The 15,348-nt window shown below is 54.9% G+C and carries 19 protein-coding genes and 1 pseudogene; 17 read left to right on the forward strand and 3 right to left on the reverse strand.

Going from position 1 to position 15,348, the window contains the following annotated elements:
• Nucleotides 1-542, reverse strand: a 542-nt coding sequence (locus P3T25_RS44220; protein ID WP_429363682.1) for an aldehyde dehydrogenase family protein, incomplete at its 3' end; no start/stop codon positions are given.
• 120 nt (nt 543-662) lie between these two features.
• Here P3T25_RS44220 and P3T25_RS44225 point away from each other — a divergent pair.
• A pseudogene (locus P3T25_RS44225) lies at nt 663-1,200 on the forward strand (IS6 family transposase); the annotation flags it as partial.
• A gap of 36 nt (nt 1,201-1,236) precedes the next feature.
• Here P3T25_RS44225 and P3T25_RS44230 read toward each other — a convergent pair.
• Nucleotides 1,237-1,935 carry a GntR family transcriptional regulator gene (locus P3T25_RS44230; protein ID WP_429363684.1) on the reverse strand — a complete coding sequence of 233 codons (699 nt, stop codon included), beginning with the start codon at nt 1,933-1,935 and terminating at the stop codon, nt 1,237-1,239.
• Between the two features lie 151 nt (nt 1,936-2,086).
• On the opposite strand from P3T25_RS44230, the gene P3T25_RS44235 reads away from it, so the two are divergent.
• The 10 genes from P3T25_RS44235 to P3T25_RS44280 all read left to right on the forward strand — a co-directional run bounded on the left by P3T25_RS44235 (nt 2,087) and on the right by P3T25_RS44280 (nt 9,964).
• Nucleotides 2,087-2,224: a hypothetical protein gene (locus tag P3T25_RS44235; protein ID WP_429363764.1), complete on the forward strand. Its 138-nt coding sequence runs from the start codon at nt 2,087-2,089 to the stop codon at nt 2,222-2,224.
• 31 nt (nt 2,225-2,255) lie between these two features.
• Nucleotides 2,256-2,615 (forward strand): 2Fe-2S iron-sulfur cluster-binding protein, encoded by a 360-nt coding sequence (locus tag P3T25_RS44240; RefSeq protein WP_429363760.1) that lies wholly within the window; start codon nt 2,256-2,258, stop codon nt 2,613-2,615.
• A gap of 21 nt (nt 2,616-2,636) precedes the next feature.
• Nucleotides 2,637-3,557: a catechol 2,3-dioxygenase gene (locus tag P3T25_RS44245; protein WP_429363686.1), complete on the forward strand. Its 921-nt coding sequence runs from the start codon at nt 2,637-2,639 to the stop codon at nt 3,555-3,557.
• A gap of 156 nt (nt 3,558-3,713) precedes the next feature.
• Nucleotides 3,714-4,541, forward strand: a complete 828-nt coding sequence (locus tag P3T25_RS44250; RefSeq protein ID WP_429363688.1) for a 2-keto-4-pentenoate hydratase — start codon at nt 3,714-3,716, stop codon at nt 4,539-4,541.
• The gene (locus P3T25_RS44255; protein WP_429363690.1) at nt 4,538-5,305 is read left to right on the forward strand and encodes a 2-keto-4-pentenoate hydratase; all 768 of its coding nucleotides are present in this window, start codon (nt 4,538-4,540) and stop codon (nt 5,303-5,305) included. The genes P3T25_RS44250 and P3T25_RS44255 overlap by 4 nt, the downstream gene beginning before the upstream one ends.
• 63 nt (nt 5,306-5,368) lie before the next feature.
• Nucleotides 5,369-6,160: a 2-keto-4-pentenoate hydratase gene (locus P3T25_RS44260; protein ID WP_429363692.1), complete on the forward strand. Its 792-nt coding sequence runs from the start codon at nt 5,369-5,371 to the stop codon at nt 6,158-6,160.
• Between the two features lie 158 nt (nt 6,161-6,318).
• Nucleotides 6,319-7,515 carry an aromatic ring-hydroxylating oxygenase subunit alpha gene (locus P3T25_RS44265; protein ID WP_429363694.1) on the forward strand — a complete coding sequence of 399 codons (1,197 nt, stop codon included), beginning with the start codon at nt 6,319-6,321 and terminating at the stop codon, nt 7,513-7,515.
• Complete coding sequence (locus tag P3T25_RS44270; RefSeq protein ID WP_429363696.1) at nt 7,512-8,012, forward strand: aromatic-ring-hydroxylating dioxygenase subunit beta; 501 nt, start codon at nt 7,512-7,514, stop codon at nt 8,010-8,012. Before P3T25_RS44265 ends, P3T25_RS44270 begins: the two co-directional genes overlap by 4 nt.
• A 238-nt stretch (nt 8,013-8,250) precedes the next feature.
• Complete coding sequence (locus P3T25_RS44275; RefSeq protein ID WP_429363698.1) at nt 8,251-8,586, forward strand: non-heme iron oxygenase ferredoxin subunit; 336 nt, start codon at nt 8,251-8,253, stop codon at nt 8,584-8,586.
• 139 nt (nt 8,587-8,725) lie between these two features.
• Nucleotides 8,726-9,964, forward strand: coding sequence for an NAD(P)/FAD-dependent oxidoreductase (locus tag P3T25_RS44280; protein ID WP_429363700.1), 1,239 nt, complete (start codon nt 8,726-8,728; stop codon nt 9,962-9,964).
• 155 nt (nt 9,965-10,119) lie between these two features.
• Here P3T25_RS44280 and P3T25_RS44285 read toward each other — a convergent pair whose 3' ends face one another.
• Nucleotides 10,120-10,917 carry a helix-turn-helix transcriptional regulator gene (locus tag P3T25_RS44285; protein ID WP_429363702.1) on the reverse strand — a complete coding sequence of 266 codons (798 nt, stop codon included), beginning with the start codon at nt 10,915-10,917 and terminating at the stop codon, nt 10,120-10,122.
• A 293-nt stretch (nt 10,918-11,210) separates the two neighbouring features.
• Here P3T25_RS44285 and P3T25_RS44290 point away from each other — a divergent pair, with 293 nt between their 5' ends.
• The 6 genes from P3T25_RS44290 to P3T25_RS44315 all read left to right on the forward strand — a co-directional run bounded on the left by P3T25_RS44290 (nt 11,211) and on the right by P3T25_RS44315 (nt 15,189).
• Nucleotides 11,211-11,690, forward strand: coding sequence for a hypothetical protein (locus P3T25_RS44290; protein WP_429363704.1), 480 nt, complete (start codon nt 11,211-11,213; stop codon nt 11,688-11,690).
• A gap of 53 nt (nt 11,691-11,743) precedes the next feature.
• On the forward strand, nt 11,744-12,274 hold the full coding sequence (locus P3T25_RS44295; RefSeq protein WP_429363706.1) for an amidase family protein: 531 nt from the start codon (nt 11,744-11,746) through the stop codon (nt 12,272-12,274).
• A gap of 111 nt (nt 12,275-12,385) precedes the next feature.
• Complete coding sequence (locus P3T25_RS44300) at nt 12,386-12,763, forward strand: porin (protein WP_429363708.1); 378 nt, start codon at nt 12,386-12,388, stop codon at nt 12,761-12,763.
• The gene (locus P3T25_RS44305) at nt 12,753-12,965 is read left to right on the forward strand and encodes a hypothetical protein (protein ID WP_429363710.1); all 213 of its coding nucleotides are present in this window, start codon (nt 12,753-12,755) and stop codon (nt 12,963-12,965) included. Before P3T25_RS44300 ends, P3T25_RS44305 begins: the two co-directional genes overlap by 11 nt.
• A gap of 328 nt (nt 12,966-13,293) precedes the next feature.
• Entirely contained in the window at nt 13,294-14,127 is an 834-nt protein-coding gene (locus P3T25_RS44310; protein ID WP_429363712.1) for an alpha/beta fold hydrolase, read from the forward strand.
• A gap of 276 nt (nt 14,128-14,403) precedes the next feature.
• Nucleotides 14,404-15,189: a 1,6-dihydroxycyclohexa-2,4-diene-1-carboxylate dehydrogenase gene (locus P3T25_RS44315; RefSeq protein ID WP_429363714.1), complete on the forward strand. Its 786-nt coding sequence runs from the start codon at nt 14,404-14,406 to the stop codon at nt 15,187-15,189.
• The last annotated feature ends 159 nt before the right edge of the window (nt 15,190-15,348 follow it).

A 15,348-nucleotide genomic window follows, 5' to 3' on the forward strand; every position in this document is an offset into this window, starting at 1 on the left:
TCCGGCGCCTTGACGAGGAACGAGCAGCCGCACGCGAGCGCCGCGCTCAGCTTGCGCACGACCTGATTGACCGGGAAATTCCACGGCGTGAAGGCCGCCACCGGGCCGATCGGCTCCTTGAGCACGGTTTGCTGCACCGCCAGATTGCGCGGCGGCACGACCCGGCCGTAGACGCGGCGGCCTTCGTCAGCGAACCACTCGATGATGTCCGCCGCGGACAGCACTTCGACGCGCGCCTCGGCGAACGGCTTGCCTTGTTCCTGCGTCATCAGGCGGGCGATGTCCGAAGCACGTTCACGCACCAGCGCCGCGGCTTTGCGCATGGTGGTGGCACGTTCGTTGGCCGGAATCTTGCGCCAGGCTTCGAAGCCGCGCTGCGCGGCGGCCAGCGCCCGGTCCAGATCGGCGATACCGGCGTGAGCCACCTTGCCGATGGCCTTGCCGGTGGCGGGGTTGATGACGTCGAGGGTTTTGCCGCTGGCGGCGTCGCACCACTCGCCGTTGATCAGAAGACGGGTGTCGGTATAGCTCGAGATGGCCATGCTGGGTTCCTGTAAGTGGGGAGAACGACAGGTCGCGCGGTCGTGATGCATTGGGCTGAACTCGCGCGGACAAAATTTGGGCTTAGTCAGTTTGTTGGTTCAGTCGGGCAATATGACTCGCTGAAAAGGTCGAAGTCGCTCCATCATGGTCACCGCTTCCCCGCTGGCGTCATCAGTCGTGCAGTGTGCTGGCATTTCCGCTTCCAACCGGACTTGTGCGAAATCGAAGAGCTGTTAGAGCACGCGTGATCGTGAAGTACGAGACGATCCAGTGCTGGTGCGACAAGTTCGACAAGAACTTTGCTTGCCGCGGGTAAGCAGCGCGCCGCGGGGCTGGCAGTACGTGGCATCTTGGCGAAATGTTCATCGCAATGCGCGGTGAGTCTTACCCGTTGTGGCGTGCTGTCAGACGGACACCGCGCCGAACCCAGCGCTCTGCGTGAAGCTATCCGGCAGCGAAGGCCGATACACCGTACTGGCTAGCGTAAAACACATATTGATCAAAGCGGCAGTGAAGCAGAACGATCGGTTGCAGAACAGCCATCAACCGACACCTCAGCGAGCGGCGAATCCCCAAAGGGGCTTTTTTCGCGACGTGTGCGGCTTTCGCGACCCGAAACGCACATGGAAAGGCATCTCGTGTTTCGCGCTGATCAGGTAACACTTCGCACCGGAGCGATATCTGCCTTGCTATCTATTCGTCGCGGGCAATGACCGCCGTCAGCTTCTCAACTGCCCGCTTGATGTGCTCGCCCTCGAGCCGGCAGACAGTTGTCACATCGCGCGCCAGCGCAGCTTCCATAATGGCCTTATGCTCCGCGTGCACATCGCGCTCTATCTCGGTGTGCGTCAGGGAAATGCGTCGATAACGTTCGGACTGCTGAAAGAGGATCGCTTGAAACTGCAAGAGCCATCGTAACGGGCAAGCGGCTACCAATGCCCGATGGAACTCTCGGTTGCATTGCTCATACTCTGTGATCAAGCTCGGCGAAGGGCTTGCTAGTTTTTGTTCGACTTTGGAAAGACGATGATAGGCGAGAATCAAGTTTCCTTCCCAACTGTCATTCGCGGCCAGAATCGATTGGCGCACGGCCTCAACCTCGATGAATTTCCGAGTCTCGCTTAGGTCGATGAAATCAGCCAGGGAGACGCCCGCCACGCGAAAGCCACGCTGCTCTTCGGATGTCACCAAAGCTTCCCCCCCAAGACGGGTCAACGCTTCTCGAAGGGTTGAGGCACCGACGCCATAGCGGTCTTTAAGAATTTCCACACGAAGCCTCTCCCCAGGCAGCAAGGTGCCATTCATGATGTCATCGCGCAAAGCGACATAAGCTGCTTCGACCAGACTACGCGCCGATACGCCATCTCGACGCTGCGGTTCGATCACTCTCATTGACGTGCCCCATTCTCAGTCTGCTTGACCACTTACGACTCCGCTCGACCACTGTGTGGCGAGGGGCAAGATGTGCTATATGTTCGATATATGCTAACAATCTCGGAAGATTCGTGCAAGTCTCGAATGTACGGAAATTATGGAAAATACGATGATGATTAAAAATCTCGACATTTTTCTTGACGACGGATATTTTCGTGGATATGATCCAAATCAACGCTATGAGCTTGATTTCTTGCCAAAAAAAGTTGGCGATCGAATGGATTTGGGAGACTGGGATGGCATTTGATCGGCCGCAAATTCCACCAGATGAGGCGGAGATGGTCGGCGCTGCCCCAGAGTCTTTTGTCGTAGCAATAGACGGGGTGGGTCACGTTCCCACTTTTTCCGATGAGCGTGTCCTTGTTTCGCTTGAACGCGCACAGAGCCTTGGGAGGCTCCCTGAATTGAAGACCAAGCTGCCGGTTGGTTGTCGTCGGGGGGGCTGTGGCATTTGCCGCGCGCGGGTTTTAAAGGGAAATTACCGATCCGAGGCGATGAGCCAGGAACATGTGTCGCCAGAGGGTCGCGATCTCGGAATCGTTTTGTGCTGCTCAATATTTGCGCTTTCGGATATCACGCTCAGGCTTGAGCCGGCGCCGAAAGCAAGACCGCGGACCGTTGTCGCCGCGGACTTATAAAAATCCAGGAGGAGAAAAAGCATGGCGCTTACCGGCGTGCTTCGTCCAGGCTTCATCCAAATTCGCGTGCTCGATTTGCACGCCTCCGTTGAGCACTACGTCGCGCGTGTCGGCTTGCACAAAGTCGCGACCGGAGAAGACGGCCGTGTCTATCTCAAGGCTGCCGATGAAGTAGACCATCATTCGATCGTGCTGCGTCAGGCGGCATCTCCTGGCTTCGACCTAATGGCTTTCAAAGTTGCCCGGGAAGCCGATTTAAATGAGTTCGAGCACCGTGTCAAGGACTTCGGCTATGACGTAGATCATGTACCCGCTGGCGAACAGCCGGGGATCGGTCGGCGCATCGGCTGGACATTGGAATCCGGGCATCGCCTGGAGTTGTATCATGCCGCCGAACCATCTCACCCTCGTCCATCATTTCAAAACCCCGAGGTTTGGGAGCATGAACCTCATGGTATGCGGGCTCGGCGATTCGACCACGCCCAATTAATTGGACCGCATATCGAGCGAGTCCTGGAATTTTTTGAAAAAGTTCTTGATTTTTCTTTGGTGGAGCGGATTGAGGGGGAGGATGGCCTCATAGCCGTTTTCCTTTCCTGTGGCATGAAAGCGCACGACATCGCCTTCCTGAGTTTCCCCGAGCCAAACAAACTACACCATGTCTCCTTTGAACTTGAGACCTGGAACGATCTTGGACATGCCGCGGATATTATCGCCCGTTACGATGTATCGATCGAAATCGGTCCCACACGCCACGGTGCAACACAGGGCAGAACTATCTACTTTTTCGATCCGTCCGGAAACCGCAACGAGGTCTTCACAGGTAGTTACACGTTTTATCCGGATCACCCAGTTCGGACTTGGAGCGGACGGCATATACCTAAAGGCGTTTTCTATTACGAACGGAAAATCATTGAGTCATTTCTGTCAGTTATGACCTAAGTTCTACTCCGCGAGGACAACAACCCCAGCCATTCACTATGGCCGGGGAGGCGTATGAAATTTATCTGGTTAGCGTTCTACAAAATTATGTAGAACGAAACGTAATTCAGATCAAGCTGAAATTCGTATACACATTAACGGACAAGGCGTCAGAAAGTGACTCTAGACCCTAATATCGCCATATCGGCGGAGAGGTTGATCCAGGCTGCGGCGACGCTCGAACCATGCGCGCCAATCCGAACGCTTCTTCCTCCTGGTGACCTTGACGCCGCCTATGCGGTGCAAGCTCTTGTTACAGAGGCCGCACTAGAATCGGGCCGTCGGCTCGTGGGCCGCAAGATCGGGGCGACTTCGGCCGCCATGCGCAAGCAGCTCGGCGTCGTTGAGCCGAACTACGGCGTCTTGTTCGCCGATATGTCCCGATACGAATCCGAAGAAATTTCGATGGCGAACCTGATGCTGCCGACCATCGAAGCAGAAGTTGCGTTTGTTATCGGCCGCGATTTGAACGAGCCACAAATTACGCTCGCCGACATGCTTCTCGCAATCGAGTTTGCTCTTCCTTCAATTGAGATTTGTACCTCGCGGTTCCGTAACCGTGATTTCGATCTCGTCGATGCCATTGCTGATAACGCCTGTTCAGGATTGTATGTGCTAGGTTCCAATCCTGTTCGTCTGTCGGATTTCGACGTCCGCCTTTGCGGCGCCGTTATGGAAAAGGGGGGCGAGCCGGTCTCGGTCGGTGCCGGCGCGGCTAGTATGGGCAACCCCGTGAATGCGGCGTTGTGGCTCGCGCGGAAGATGGCGGAGGTTGGACTGCCGCTCAAAACAGGTGACGTTATTCTTTCCGGAGCTCTCGGGCCAATGGTCCCGGTCGGATCAGGTGACGCGTTCGAAGTACGAATCAATGGACTTGGGACGGTAAGCGCCGTATTTGCCGATGACTATGTTCCGTCGTCTAGCTTATTGAGGGATGCCGCATGAAAAACTGGTCGGAGTTTGCGCGGATGCTCGACGAAGCTGCGGACAAGGCCTCAGCCATTGTTCCGCTCACGGACACGGCCTCCTTGACAGTAGAGGACGCTTACGCGATTCAGGCCGCATCCATTGCGAGACGTCGCGCCCGCGGCGATACACGCGTGGGAGTTAAAGTGAACCTTACCTCAAGGACAGCGATGCGGCACGGTGATTCGCCGCAAATTGTTTTTGGGTGGCTCACCGAAGCGGCGCGTCTTGCCGAAGGTAGCGACTTGTCGCTCAGCCGCTATTTGCAGCCTCAGGTGCAGCCGAGCCTCGCATATATTTTGGAGCAGCCATTACGGAGCAGTGCCAGCGCGGCCGAGGCGTCTGCGGCGATCGCGGCCATTGCTCCTGCGCTCGAGATTATCGATAGCCGCTACGGTGCCGCCGAGTATTCTCTAAAGGATATGATTGTAGATAATGCTTTTGCTGCAGGCTTCGTTCTTGGCGGCATCTCCAAACCCAGCACAAATATCGAAAATCTCGGAGTCCTCCTTGACATCAACGGTCGTACTGTTCAAATCGGCTCGACTGCGGCGATCCTTGGTAATCCTATGCGTGCACTGCTAGAGACCGCGTGCGCTTTGGAACGTACCGGCGGAGCGCTGCAGCCTGGAGATGTCGTGCTAATAAGTGGTGCGACGCCTGCGCATCCGCTTATGCCGGGCGACTACGTTTGCGCGACGACAGAGGCGTTGGGAAGGGTGGCACTCCATATCACCCCATAGAATTCAATCTAAAGCAATCTCGCAGACGCGTATTCGGCCAAAGCCGGAAAAGGGAGAAACCAGATGTCAATTAATCACGATACATTAGCCGCCCGTCTAAGGCTCGCCTATTCTCAAGGCCCTGTGCCGCCGCTGCGTGATGGGCTTGAGCCGTCTGACGAAAGCTCCGCCTATATCGTACAGGATATCAATACCCGTTTCTGGGAACAGGAGGGTCGACGCATCGTAGGGCGCAAAATCGGCCTCACTGCCAAAACGGTGCAAGCGCAGCTCGGTGTTGATATTCCCGATTATGGCGTGCTTTTCGATGATATGCAGATTCAGAATGGCGGAACATTGTCAGTCTCCAAAACAATCCAACCGAAGGTGGAGGCCGAGGTCGCGCTAGTACTTGGACGTGAACTTAACTTATCGGATCCGACTCCGGACGACGTAGCAGACGTAACTGATTATGCAGTTGCTGCTATCGAAATTGTCGATAGTCGCATTACAGATTGGAAGATCACCTACGCCGATACCGTCGCAGACAACGGTTCTTCTGCATACTTTGTCCTTGGACAGGAGCGCAGGAAACTTTCCAGCCTCGATCTTTATACCTGCGGAATGGCACTCGAGGTCAACGGCGAGGTCCGCTCGGTAGGGGCCGGCGCTGCATGTCTCGGGCATCCGTTGAAAGCGGCGGCTTGGCTGGCAAAGACCCTGACTTCACTCGGCATCAGCCTCAAGGCCGGCGATATCCTGCTGACTGGCGCACTCGGGCCTATGGTTTCGATGACGCCAGGCGACCATGTGCAGGCAGTAATCGGAGGATTGGGTGCTGTGAGCTTTACGTATCAGGATGATCGTCGACTTTAATTCAATGACGAAAACGGTGCTTAGAATCAAACAAGATTGAGGTGTAAGCATCACGACCGCGCAAATCCAACGCGTCTTTGCCTTTTACTTGGTGTGAAGGACGTCTGAGGCTCTGCTTGCGCATAAGGTTCGATTTGACTTGTTTAGGGAGTAAACTGATGGATTATCAACCGCTAACGCCTCATCTTAACTGGCCACAAAATTTCAATGAAGTTCCCAAGGAAAGTTTTGTTCGTCCCGATATCTATAAAGCGGAAGTCGAGCGAATTTTCTACGGCCGGGAATGGCATCCGATAGCCCACGAAAGCGAGCTTCCGAACCCGGGAGATTTTAAAACGACGAAACTGGTTGATGTCCCTTTGCTGATTGCTCGTGGGCAGGACGGCATCGTTAGAGTATTTTATAACGATTGCTCGCATCGCGGTAACCAGTTGGAGACAGCTCCCTTCGGTACCAAGAAAGAATTCGAATGTCCATACCACCGCTGGTTGTTCAGTACGGAAGGGCAGCTGATTGGTTGCCCAAACCAATCAGGATATTCGCCGGGATTCGATCGGAAGGACTACCCTTTAAGTCAGCCGCGGAGCGATAGTTATCTGGGGCTGATATTCGTGACATTTTCTCCCGATACGGAATCTCTCGATGAATTCCTTGGCGAAGAGATGAAACCAACCCTTGCTGACCTGATGGGTGGGGACGGGCGCTTGAAGTTGCTGGGATATCAGAAGGTTTCTTATCGCTCGAACTGGAAGGTTTACGCTGATAACGATGGCTATCATGCCCCGTTGCTACACAAGGCTTTTGGATTGCTTAACTGGCAGGGTGGAAAGGGCCGCCAGTTCACGGCGACGAAGCGCGGGCATATCGGTTTTGAAAGCCAACTTTCGGTTTCTACTGGCGCTAACGTTCTGAAAGATCCATCTATCATAGCGTTCAAGGGAGAAGACCCTTCCATTGGTACGCGGATCGTTGAACTGTTTCCAACATTCGTTTCTACGAAACATTTGGATGTTATCAATTTACGGTTCGCGAATCCGGTTGGCGTTGATAAGGTCGAGGTCCACTATGCTTATTTCGCCCATCAAGACGACAATGAGGAACTGCTTCGCCATCGCTTGCGGCAGAGTTCGAATCTGCTCGGGCCGTCAGGCATGGTCAGCCTTGAAGACGCATCGATTTTCAATCGTGTGTTTGCCGGTAGTTTTACACCGGGTAATGCCGTCTTTCAGAAGGGCGTGAAGGAGTTCAGGAAGCTTCCCGCTACGGAATTGGAGCAAAATGAGGAGAGCGGAAACCTGGCACGGTGGGAGTACTATCGCACGGTAATGGACTTTTCGCGGGGTGAGCAAGCATGAGTGAGATAAGTGCTAACGCATTGGCGGCCATTGATGCGATTAATCTCAAATACGTCGAAGCGCTTGATAGCAAAGAAATGAACAAGTGGCTGGATGCATTTTCAGGCGATGATATCGCTTCATATATTTGTATTTCACGAGAAAATGTCAATCGGGGATTGCCGCTTGCGTTGATGATGGATGACTGTAAGGCTCGTCTTTTCGATCGCGTTACCTATATTACAAAGATATGGGCAGGCACGTTTGAAGATTACCAAACGCGCCATTTCGTCCAACGAGTGCGCGCTGAACGGATTTCAGATCTAGATTTTAAGGTCTGGTCCAATTTTTCAGTGCTATATACGCCGGACAACGGTGGCAGTTCAGGGGTTCTTGCGACGGGGGTATATGAAGACGAGATTCGGCTGACTTCTGATCAAAGTGGCGCGCGGATACTCTCTAGGCGAGCCGTCCTTGATACAACTGTTTTGCCGCGTTATCTTGTTTACCCTCTTTGAGATGGTAAAGACGGTACCACACCGGTGTATAGGGATATTTACAAATAAAATTTAAGGAGATTAAAGGAGGAGGTTTCATGTTCAGGGAGCCGGTACATCGCCATAATTGCCGAATCACGCTGTCTTGGTTTGTCCGCTCCCAATGAATCAGGCAAAAAAGGTTGTGTAAAAGACATCAGGTTACTGTTCCATATTGTCATTGGAATATTGGAAAACTCTACTAGCTAGAGGAAATTTTATGCAAGATCACGTCCGTTTGTGCGAAATCACTGCTGTTAAGGAAGGTTCGCCAGTTGCTATTAATCTTCCGTCGCTGCCTTCCCTAGCCGTCTATCAAATCGGCACGGAGTACTTCGTTACCGATAACCAGTGTACCCATGGAAATGGCATTCTTACGGAGGGATTTCAGGATGGCGAAGTTATCGAATGTCCATTTCATGGGGGTGCTTTCAACATAAAAAGTGGTGCAGCGAGCGTGCCACCGTGCCAAATTCCGTTGCGAACTTATTCGGTTGAGATTGATGACGGATGGATATCAATTCGCCATTCGATTTCTGAGGGTGCGGCTGCTTGATTTTGGATTGTGTAGTTGACACGTTTGTGAATGTGATGCTTTCCCCATTATGCGGAACCTGAGAGAGTTATCGTCAGTCTTCGAAAGAGGAAATGTCGGAATGTTTGATCAGTGAGTCGTACGCAAGCAGGCAAGGTACATGATTAAATCAATAGTCGTCGTAGGTGCTAATCTTGCTGGAGGGCGTTCGGTTGAGGCCCTTCGACAAGCCGGTTTCGACGGAAGAATTACTTTAATCGGGGAAGAGCCTTGGCGTCCCTATGAACGACCGCCGCTCTCGAAAGAGGTTCTTTGGGAGCCCGGCAAGTCGGCGCAAAAAATTTTCCTGCATTCGGAAGATTGGTATCAAGCGAATAGAGTAGATTTGCGGCTTGGGGCTCGTGCTGTGGAATTAGACTTTTCCGCGGGGGGTGTCCGGCTTTCGGACGGCGAGCTAATTACGGCGGAGAAGTTTTTGCTTGCAACGGGCGCTCGGGCGTGCTTGTTGCCACTCTCGGGTGCCGGTGCGCCGAACGTACATCATCTTCGAACTAAGGATCAAGCGGACGCTCTCGCGCGGGATTTGTATCCGGGAGCCAGAATTGTTGTCATTGGTATGGGCGTGATCGGCTCGGAGGTTGCGGCCAGCGCTCGTAAAATTGGTTGTGAAGTATTCGCAGTCGAGCCGACGCGGGCGGCCATGATTCGGGCTGTCGGCGAACGTTTTGGTCATTGGCTTGCTGAAAAGCATCGTATGAAGGGTATTCACGTCAGGTTCGGAGTTTCCCCGATAGCCTTACGGCAACGAGAGGGGAAAGTCCACGCAGTCGAACTGTCGAATGGCGAAAGTATTGACTGCGATGCCGTGGTCGTTGGGATTGGCATCGTTCCGGCAACGGAACTGGCGGCTGGCGCTGGACTGGTAGTGGACAATGGAATTGTCGTCGATCGCTCATCACGTACCAGTCACATGAATGTTTTTGCGGCGGGGGACGTTGCCAGCCAACCTGGTTTCTTTGGGGGACGGGTGCGTTTAGAAACGTATCAAAACGCCATCGATCAGGCCTCCGTCGCCGCCCAGGCCATGCTTGGTCAGACTGTCGAATATTCCAAGCCGGCTTGGTTTTGGTCGGATCAGTATGATTTAAACATCCAGGGTGTTGGGAGGCTTGACGACAGTTTATCCATTGTTGTGCGTGGTGATTTGGAAGCCGATGACTTCTCCGCGTTTTTCTTGAATGGGAACGTTGTTGAGGGTGTTCTTACTGTCAATCGCGCTTTTGAAATGGGAATCGGAAAGCGTCTTGTTGAACGAAGAATATCGGTCAATCCAGACGAACTCGCTGATTCTTCCACCGAGCTACGTGATCTTTTGAAAGTCAGATCAGATGCAGCATAGACTTTGTTGAGCCGCCGCACGCAGAGCTGCTGCACTGGAGTAGGAAGCTCTTCGAGCCTTTCGAATCTCCCCTTAGGGGGTGTCGCGCGACGCCTTCAAAGCCTGGAGTGGTGGACGGCGAGGGCAACTTGTCAGTAGACGGGGTCGCCCCTAACTTACTTCTTTTGCGCTGCACGCCACGCTGTCGGTGCGACACCGACCACCTTCCGGAACATTTCGGCGAAGCCAGTAGCGGACGCGAATCCGCACTGGCCTGCGATGTCGCCGATGGCGTACTGCGTGGTGGATAGCAGGTGCCACGCGCGCTCGATACGGCGGTCCCGAAGGTACTGATACGGCGACGAGTTGGTCGACGCCTTGAAGAGTCGCAGGAAATGGAACTTCGTTATACCGCATAAACTGGCGAGATCGTCGAGCGATAAATCGTCGGCCAGGCGATCGTTGATGAATGCGATCGCACGGCCTAGCGCCTCCGGAGAAAGCCGACCGGTCTGCTTCGCACGGGCCGACATTGCTGTCCAACGCTTCGCGAGCTGGAAGACGATCGTCGCGCAATAGGAATCGATTAGCAGACCTGGGCATTCACCCGTCGCCATCTGCTCGGCGAGCGCGGCGATTGTTGCGTACACGTATGGCTCGGCGAATCCACGCTGGGACAACATCCAAAGCCCGTCGAGCGGATTCGCGATGCCGAGTTCATCGAAAATGCTGAAGGTCCTGTCTGCGTCAATCGTCAGGAAGGTCGCTCGCGCGGGACCGTTCAGTACCCACGAGAAGTCCGCACCGGGCGGGAAGATATGGATCGGATGCGGCGCGCTCGAAAAGTGCTCACGAAAGCCCCAGCCGAAGTCCATGAGCGCGGAGCTGAGCTGGTACTCGTGCCCGGCGAGGATCACTAGTTCGGGCAACGCCGGGCTGCGCAGTTCGTTTGCTTCGAGATTGCATGTGATCATCGAGCCGACACGACCACCATCCAGGTGAGAACCGCGGTCGACTATAACGCCCTGCCTGCCTCCAAGAACCCTTTCAAAGGGGTTAATGATTTCGTGCGCGTTGGACATGGCATTTGTTGGATACCATTGTTGTCGCGGTGACCATTCGTGTCAGAGAAGTCGGACGCTGAATGCAACTTGTCAATATTGCAAGAGCAACAATCAGATGGCCGGCGCAATAACGCGAAGGTCGGCTTTTTGGCAGTCGGTAGAGTTCAGTCCATATTCACTCTGCCAACCAACAGGAAAACAACATGACCGCTCCGTCCTTCACGTCGACAGACCTCATCGCTGCTGCCCGAGACATCGGAATTGGTGAACTCACCGAAGCGGAGGTCGGCGGTCTCGGCTCTATTGTCGGGGAGCTGATCCACGGCCACGCTTTCGTTGACGCAACTGACGACTACCTGCCCAACGCGTCGACCGCAACGCGCCCCTTCTCGATCCTGGAAGGAGCGGACAACCGGAACAACTCGTGGTCGCTGAAGTGTTCGATTCGCGAAACAGGAGAGGGGAAGCTGGTTGGCAAGCGCATTGCCATCAAGGACAGCATTATGGTCGCCGGTGTGCCGATGCTAAGCGGTGGTGTCGCCGTATACGCAGAACATCGCCGAGGGCATCGATGGCTTGCGCGTAGGCGTGCTCAAGGAGGGATTCGGGCACCTCAACTCGGAGGCAGACGTCGACGGCAAGGTCCGTGCGGCAGCCGACGCGCTGGCCAGACTTGGCGCTAATGTCGAGGACGTTAGCGTGCCGGCCCATCTAAACGGAGTGGCGATTTGGGGGGGTGATTGCACTCGACGGTCTCACGAACCTGATCACGGCTGGGAACGGTTTCGGCATTGGCCGAGCTGATGCCTATCCGACGGACTTCATGGACCATCTTTACCGAGCGGGTAGTGACCGCCGCGGCCTACCTGCAGGCATCAAGGGCATGCTGCTTACCAGCACACTCGCTACCCGTCAGCGGGGCCACGCGCTGTACGGAAAGGGTGTGAATCTGGCGCGCCGGCTCCGCGCGCAATACGATGCGGCGCTCAGTCAATTCGACGTTTTGGTGCTGCCCACGACGCCGATGCAGGCGACACCGATCCCCGATGCATCGGCGGATATTGGCCTGCATTGGCAGCGCGCAACTGAGATGCTGGCCAACACATGTGCTTTCGACATCACGCATCACCCCGCAATCAGCCTGCCATGTGGGATGTCGGACGGGCTGCCAGTCGGCATGATGCTGGTCGGACGTCATTTTGAAGAAAGTACGCTGTTCCGCCTGGCACATGCGTTTGAGACTAGCCAGCACTGGGCGACCCGCTGACAGACGATTGAGCTGGATCTTATTGGTTCATACTCAGTGTCGGTTGACTAATATTCTTGCATATTATATTTAGTGAACCTAAGCATGTCGGTTAGAAAGATTGTCCTCCCAATGGCAGTTGCAGGCTTAATCGGCGTAGCGCATGCGCAATCAACGGTCACGCTGTGTGGGACCATCGACACGGGAATTCAGTACCTGTCGCACGCGAACTCGGACGGCAAGGCGTCGATCGGTATGCAATCCGGCAACTCGATTCCGTCGCACTGGGGGCTAACCGGCAGAGAAGACCTTAGCGAGGGCCTGTCGGCGTATTTCAAGATCGAGAACGGCTTTCTCGAGAACAGCGGTTCAATGACGGTGCCAGGTGATCTGTTCAACCGCTTTGCGCTGGTCGGCCTGAAGGGTCCGTGGGGTTCGGTGGAATTCGGCAAGCAACCGAACTTAATGTTCGCGCAGACGCTGACTGCTAGTGCATGCGATGCGCTATGACACTTCGAGAGGGCCGGGCTATCCGACGTGGGCGATCTTCGGCAGTATCTACCGCCTGTCCGTGCGCACGTTTGTCTATGGCTACGCCGGCTATCTCGACAGCCTAGGCGCGAAGACAGTCAGCCTGAACTCGTTTGACCCGTCCCAGACGGGTGGCATGAGCCAGACCGGTATCCAAATTGGGATCAATCACTCGTTCTGACGGCTTCGCCAGGTGTCGTTCCAAATACGTTCACCCAAAGTCGTTGAATGTTTGCGGCGCAAACGGCCGTGCCTGAAAAAGCCGCGTTTCCATAAAATCTCGTGATTTGTATTGACAATCGAGATTGTGGGATTGATGATGGAGGCAGAGTTTGGTGAGACTTCGAACCTGTCTGCACGAAAGCGGGCGCACGGTCTCTTCGGATAGAGGCTTTCAGGGAGGAATAAACAGCTATGACAGTACAGTGTTCCAGCGGCAACCGATCGGGCGCGGTGTCCGGAAGATGCCGGCATTCGGCGCGAGCCTGGTTTCTCGACACGGTACGCCCATGAGCACGGCCCTTTCCGCAACACGGCCCGAAGTCGGCCGTATGGTCCAGACGGGCCCATGGCGTACAAATGTGCTGGAAATGGGGGAAGGCCCACCGGTGATTCTGGTTCATGGATCGGGCCCGGGCGTTTCAGCCTACGCAAACTGGCGTCTGACGATGCCGGTACTCGCATCGCGTTTCCGGGTGATTGCCCCCGACATGTTCGGCTTTGGGTTTAGCGAAGGTCCGCAAGGGCTGGTGTGCAGCATCGGGACGTGGACAGACCAGTTGTTCAATCTGATGGATGCGCTTGGCCTTGAGCAGGTCGATCTCGTTGGTAATTCATTCGGGGGGGCGGTGGCGCTCGCGGCCGCGATTGCCCGGCCTGAGCGCGTAAGGCGGCTGGTGTTGTGCGGTAGTGTTGGTGTTCCTTTCCCAATAACGCCGGGTCTGGACGCAGTGTGGGGTTATGAGCCGACGGTTGAAAACATGAAGCGTCTGCTTGACTGGTTCGCCTTCGACGATGAGTTGATTACCGACGAGCTTGTGGAGCTGCGCTACCGCGCGAGCATCGAGCCGGGATTCCAGAAATCGTATGCCGGCCTGTTCCCGGCGCCAAGGCAGCGTTGGGTCGACGCTCTGGCGTCGGATGAGGCGGCGATCGCAGGGCTGCCACACGAAACCTTGATTCTTCACGGTCGCGAGGATCGGGTGGTTCCGGTTTCCAATAGTTTCCGCCTCCTTGAGCTGATCCAGCGAGCTCAGCTCCACGTATTTGGGCGGTGTGGTCACTGGACCCAGATCGAACGTGCCGCGCATTTTTCCAGGCTGATCGCCCAGTTCCTGGAGTAAGCGCTTCCGACGATTCGATGCGCTCTGGCGCAAGCTGACAGTGGAACGGCACTAAGCTCAGTGCACCAGCCGCCACGCGGACTGGTGTACTGAGCCACACGCTTTGCCAGAAAGGCACGCCGAACACCAACAGAAGCCGGTTGCGGCAACGGTGCGGAACCGTGTAATAGATGAGCCCTTCACTGCTTATCTATGCAATACCCATTAATATTGCCTGATAGATTTAAGGTTCTGCGGCGATACCACAGCGAAATACGACGGAGATTGGGAGTAGATATGAGCCATTTGCGATTTGATGGAAGTATTGCGTTGGTGACCGGCGCCGCACAGGGAATTGGCTTTGCAGCAGCACGTCAGTTAGCACGCGAAGGAGCGACCGTGATTGTCGCTGACCGGGCAATTGAACCTGCGCAGGCCGCAGTTCAGCAGATCAAAAACGATGGCGGCAATGCGATCTATGCCGTGCATGACCTTGAACATCAAGAGGGATCCGTTGATCTCGTTAAGAATATCGAGCAAGACTTTGGGCGTATTGACGTGGCCGTACACAATGTTGGTGGCACCATTTGGTCTAAACCCTACTGGGAGTACGCACCGGAGGAAATTGTTGCTGAGATCCAGCGATCTCTCTGGCCGACGCTTTGGGGATGCCATGCCGTACTGCCGGTGATGTTGCGACAAAATTCTGGCGCGATCGTCAATGTAGGATCAGTAGCGACCCGGGGTATCAATCGCGTTCCCTATGCGGCAGCCAAAGGCGGTGTCGCTGCGATCACTGCCGCTCTGTCATTAGAGTTGGGCACGACTGGTATTCGCGTTAATTGCGTAGCTCCCGGAGGGGTGGATGTTGGCACCCGCGCCACACCACGCAATTCAAAGCCGCTAAGCGACATAGATGTTCGTGGTTTTGAAGGCGTTGTGGAACAGACGCTGCGCGACACCCCAATGGGAAGATTCGGAAGACCCGAAGAACTTGCTGCCGCGATATGTTTCCTCGCCTCCAAGGAGGCATCTTACATTACCGGTCAGACTCTATATGTGGCAGGAGGTGGAGTTGGCTAATTCGCAATTAATTCGGTTTTATCGCAATGAGAATCAAGATGCGAGATAAATCGATATAGAAAGTACTATTTATATTACGAGATCGTGGAGTTGATCCGCGGCGAATGAATGGGCTTCGCGAGTATGCCGCGTCCGTCGGCTGGCGATCATATGTATTAG

The sequence above is a fragment of the Paraburkholderia sp. GAS32 genome (assembly GCF_050434225.1).
GTDB lineage: Bacteria > Pseudomonadota > Gammaproteobacteria > Burkholderiales > Burkholderiaceae > Paraburkholderia > Paraburkholderia madseniana.

Excerpts from the sequence above, each read along its gene's own strand:
- P3T25_RS44230 (WP_429363684.1), bottom strand. The coding sequence starts at position 1,935 with ATGAGAGTGATCGAACCGCAGCGTCGAGATGGCGTATCGGCGCGTAGT.
- P3T25_RS44235 (WP_429363764.1), top strand. The coding sequence starts at position 2,087 with ATGATGATTAAAAATCTCGACATTTTTCTTGACGACGGATATTTTCGT.
- P3T25_RS44240 (WP_429363760.1), top strand. The coding sequence starts at position 2,256 with ATGGTCGGCGCTGCCCCAGAGTCTTTTGTCGTAGCAATAGACGGGGTG.
- P3T25_RS44245 (WP_429363686.1), top strand. The coding sequence starts at position 2,637 with ATGGCGCTTACCGGCGTGCTTCGTCCAGGCTTCATCCAAATTCGCGTG.
- P3T25_RS44255 (WP_429363690.1), top strand. The coding sequence starts at position 4,538 with ATGAAAAACTGGTCGGAGTTTGCGCGGATGCTCGACGAAGCTGCGGAC.
- P3T25_RS44260 (WP_429363692.1), top strand. The coding sequence starts at position 5,369 with ATGTCAATTAATCACGATACATTAGCCGCCCGTCTAAGGCTCGCCTAT.
- P3T25_RS44265 (WP_429363694.1), top strand. The coding sequence starts at position 6,319 with ATGGATTATCAACCGCTAACGCCTCATCTTAACTGGCCACAAAATTTC.
- P3T25_RS44270 (WP_429363696.1), top strand. The coding sequence starts at position 7,512 with ATGAGTGAGATAAGTGCTAACGCATTGGCGGCCATTGATGCGATTAAT.
- P3T25_RS44275 (WP_429363698.1), top strand. The coding sequence starts at position 8,251 with ATGCAAGATCACGTCCGTTTGTGCGAAATCACTGCTGTTAAGGAAGGT.
- P3T25_RS44280 (WP_429363700.1), top strand. The coding sequence starts at position 8,726 with ATGATTAAATCAATAGTCGTCGTAGGTGCTAATCTTGCTGGAGGGCGT.
- P3T25_RS44285 (WP_429363702.1), bottom strand. The coding sequence starts at position 10,917 with ATGATCACATGCAATCTCGAAGCAAACGAACTGCGCAGCCCGGCGTTG.
- P3T25_RS44290 (WP_429363704.1), top strand. The coding sequence starts at position 11,211 with ATGACCGCTCCGTCCTTCACGTCGACAGACCTCATCGCTGCTGCCCGA.
- P3T25_RS44300 (WP_429363708.1), top strand. The coding sequence starts at position 12,386 with ATGGCAGTTGCAGGCTTAATCGGCGTAGCGCATGCGCAATCAACGGTC.
- P3T25_RS44305 (WP_429363710.1), top strand. The coding sequence starts at position 12,753 with ATGCGCTATGACACTTCGAGAGGGCCGGGCTATCCGACGTGGGCGATC.
- P3T25_RS44310 (WP_429363712.1), top strand. The coding sequence starts at position 13,294 with ATGAGCACGGCCCTTTCCGCAACACGGCCCGAAGTCGGCCGTATGGTC.
- P3T25_RS44315 (WP_429363714.1), top strand. The coding sequence starts at position 14,404 with ATGAGCCATTTGCGATTTGATGGAAGTATTGCGTTGGTGACCGGCGCC.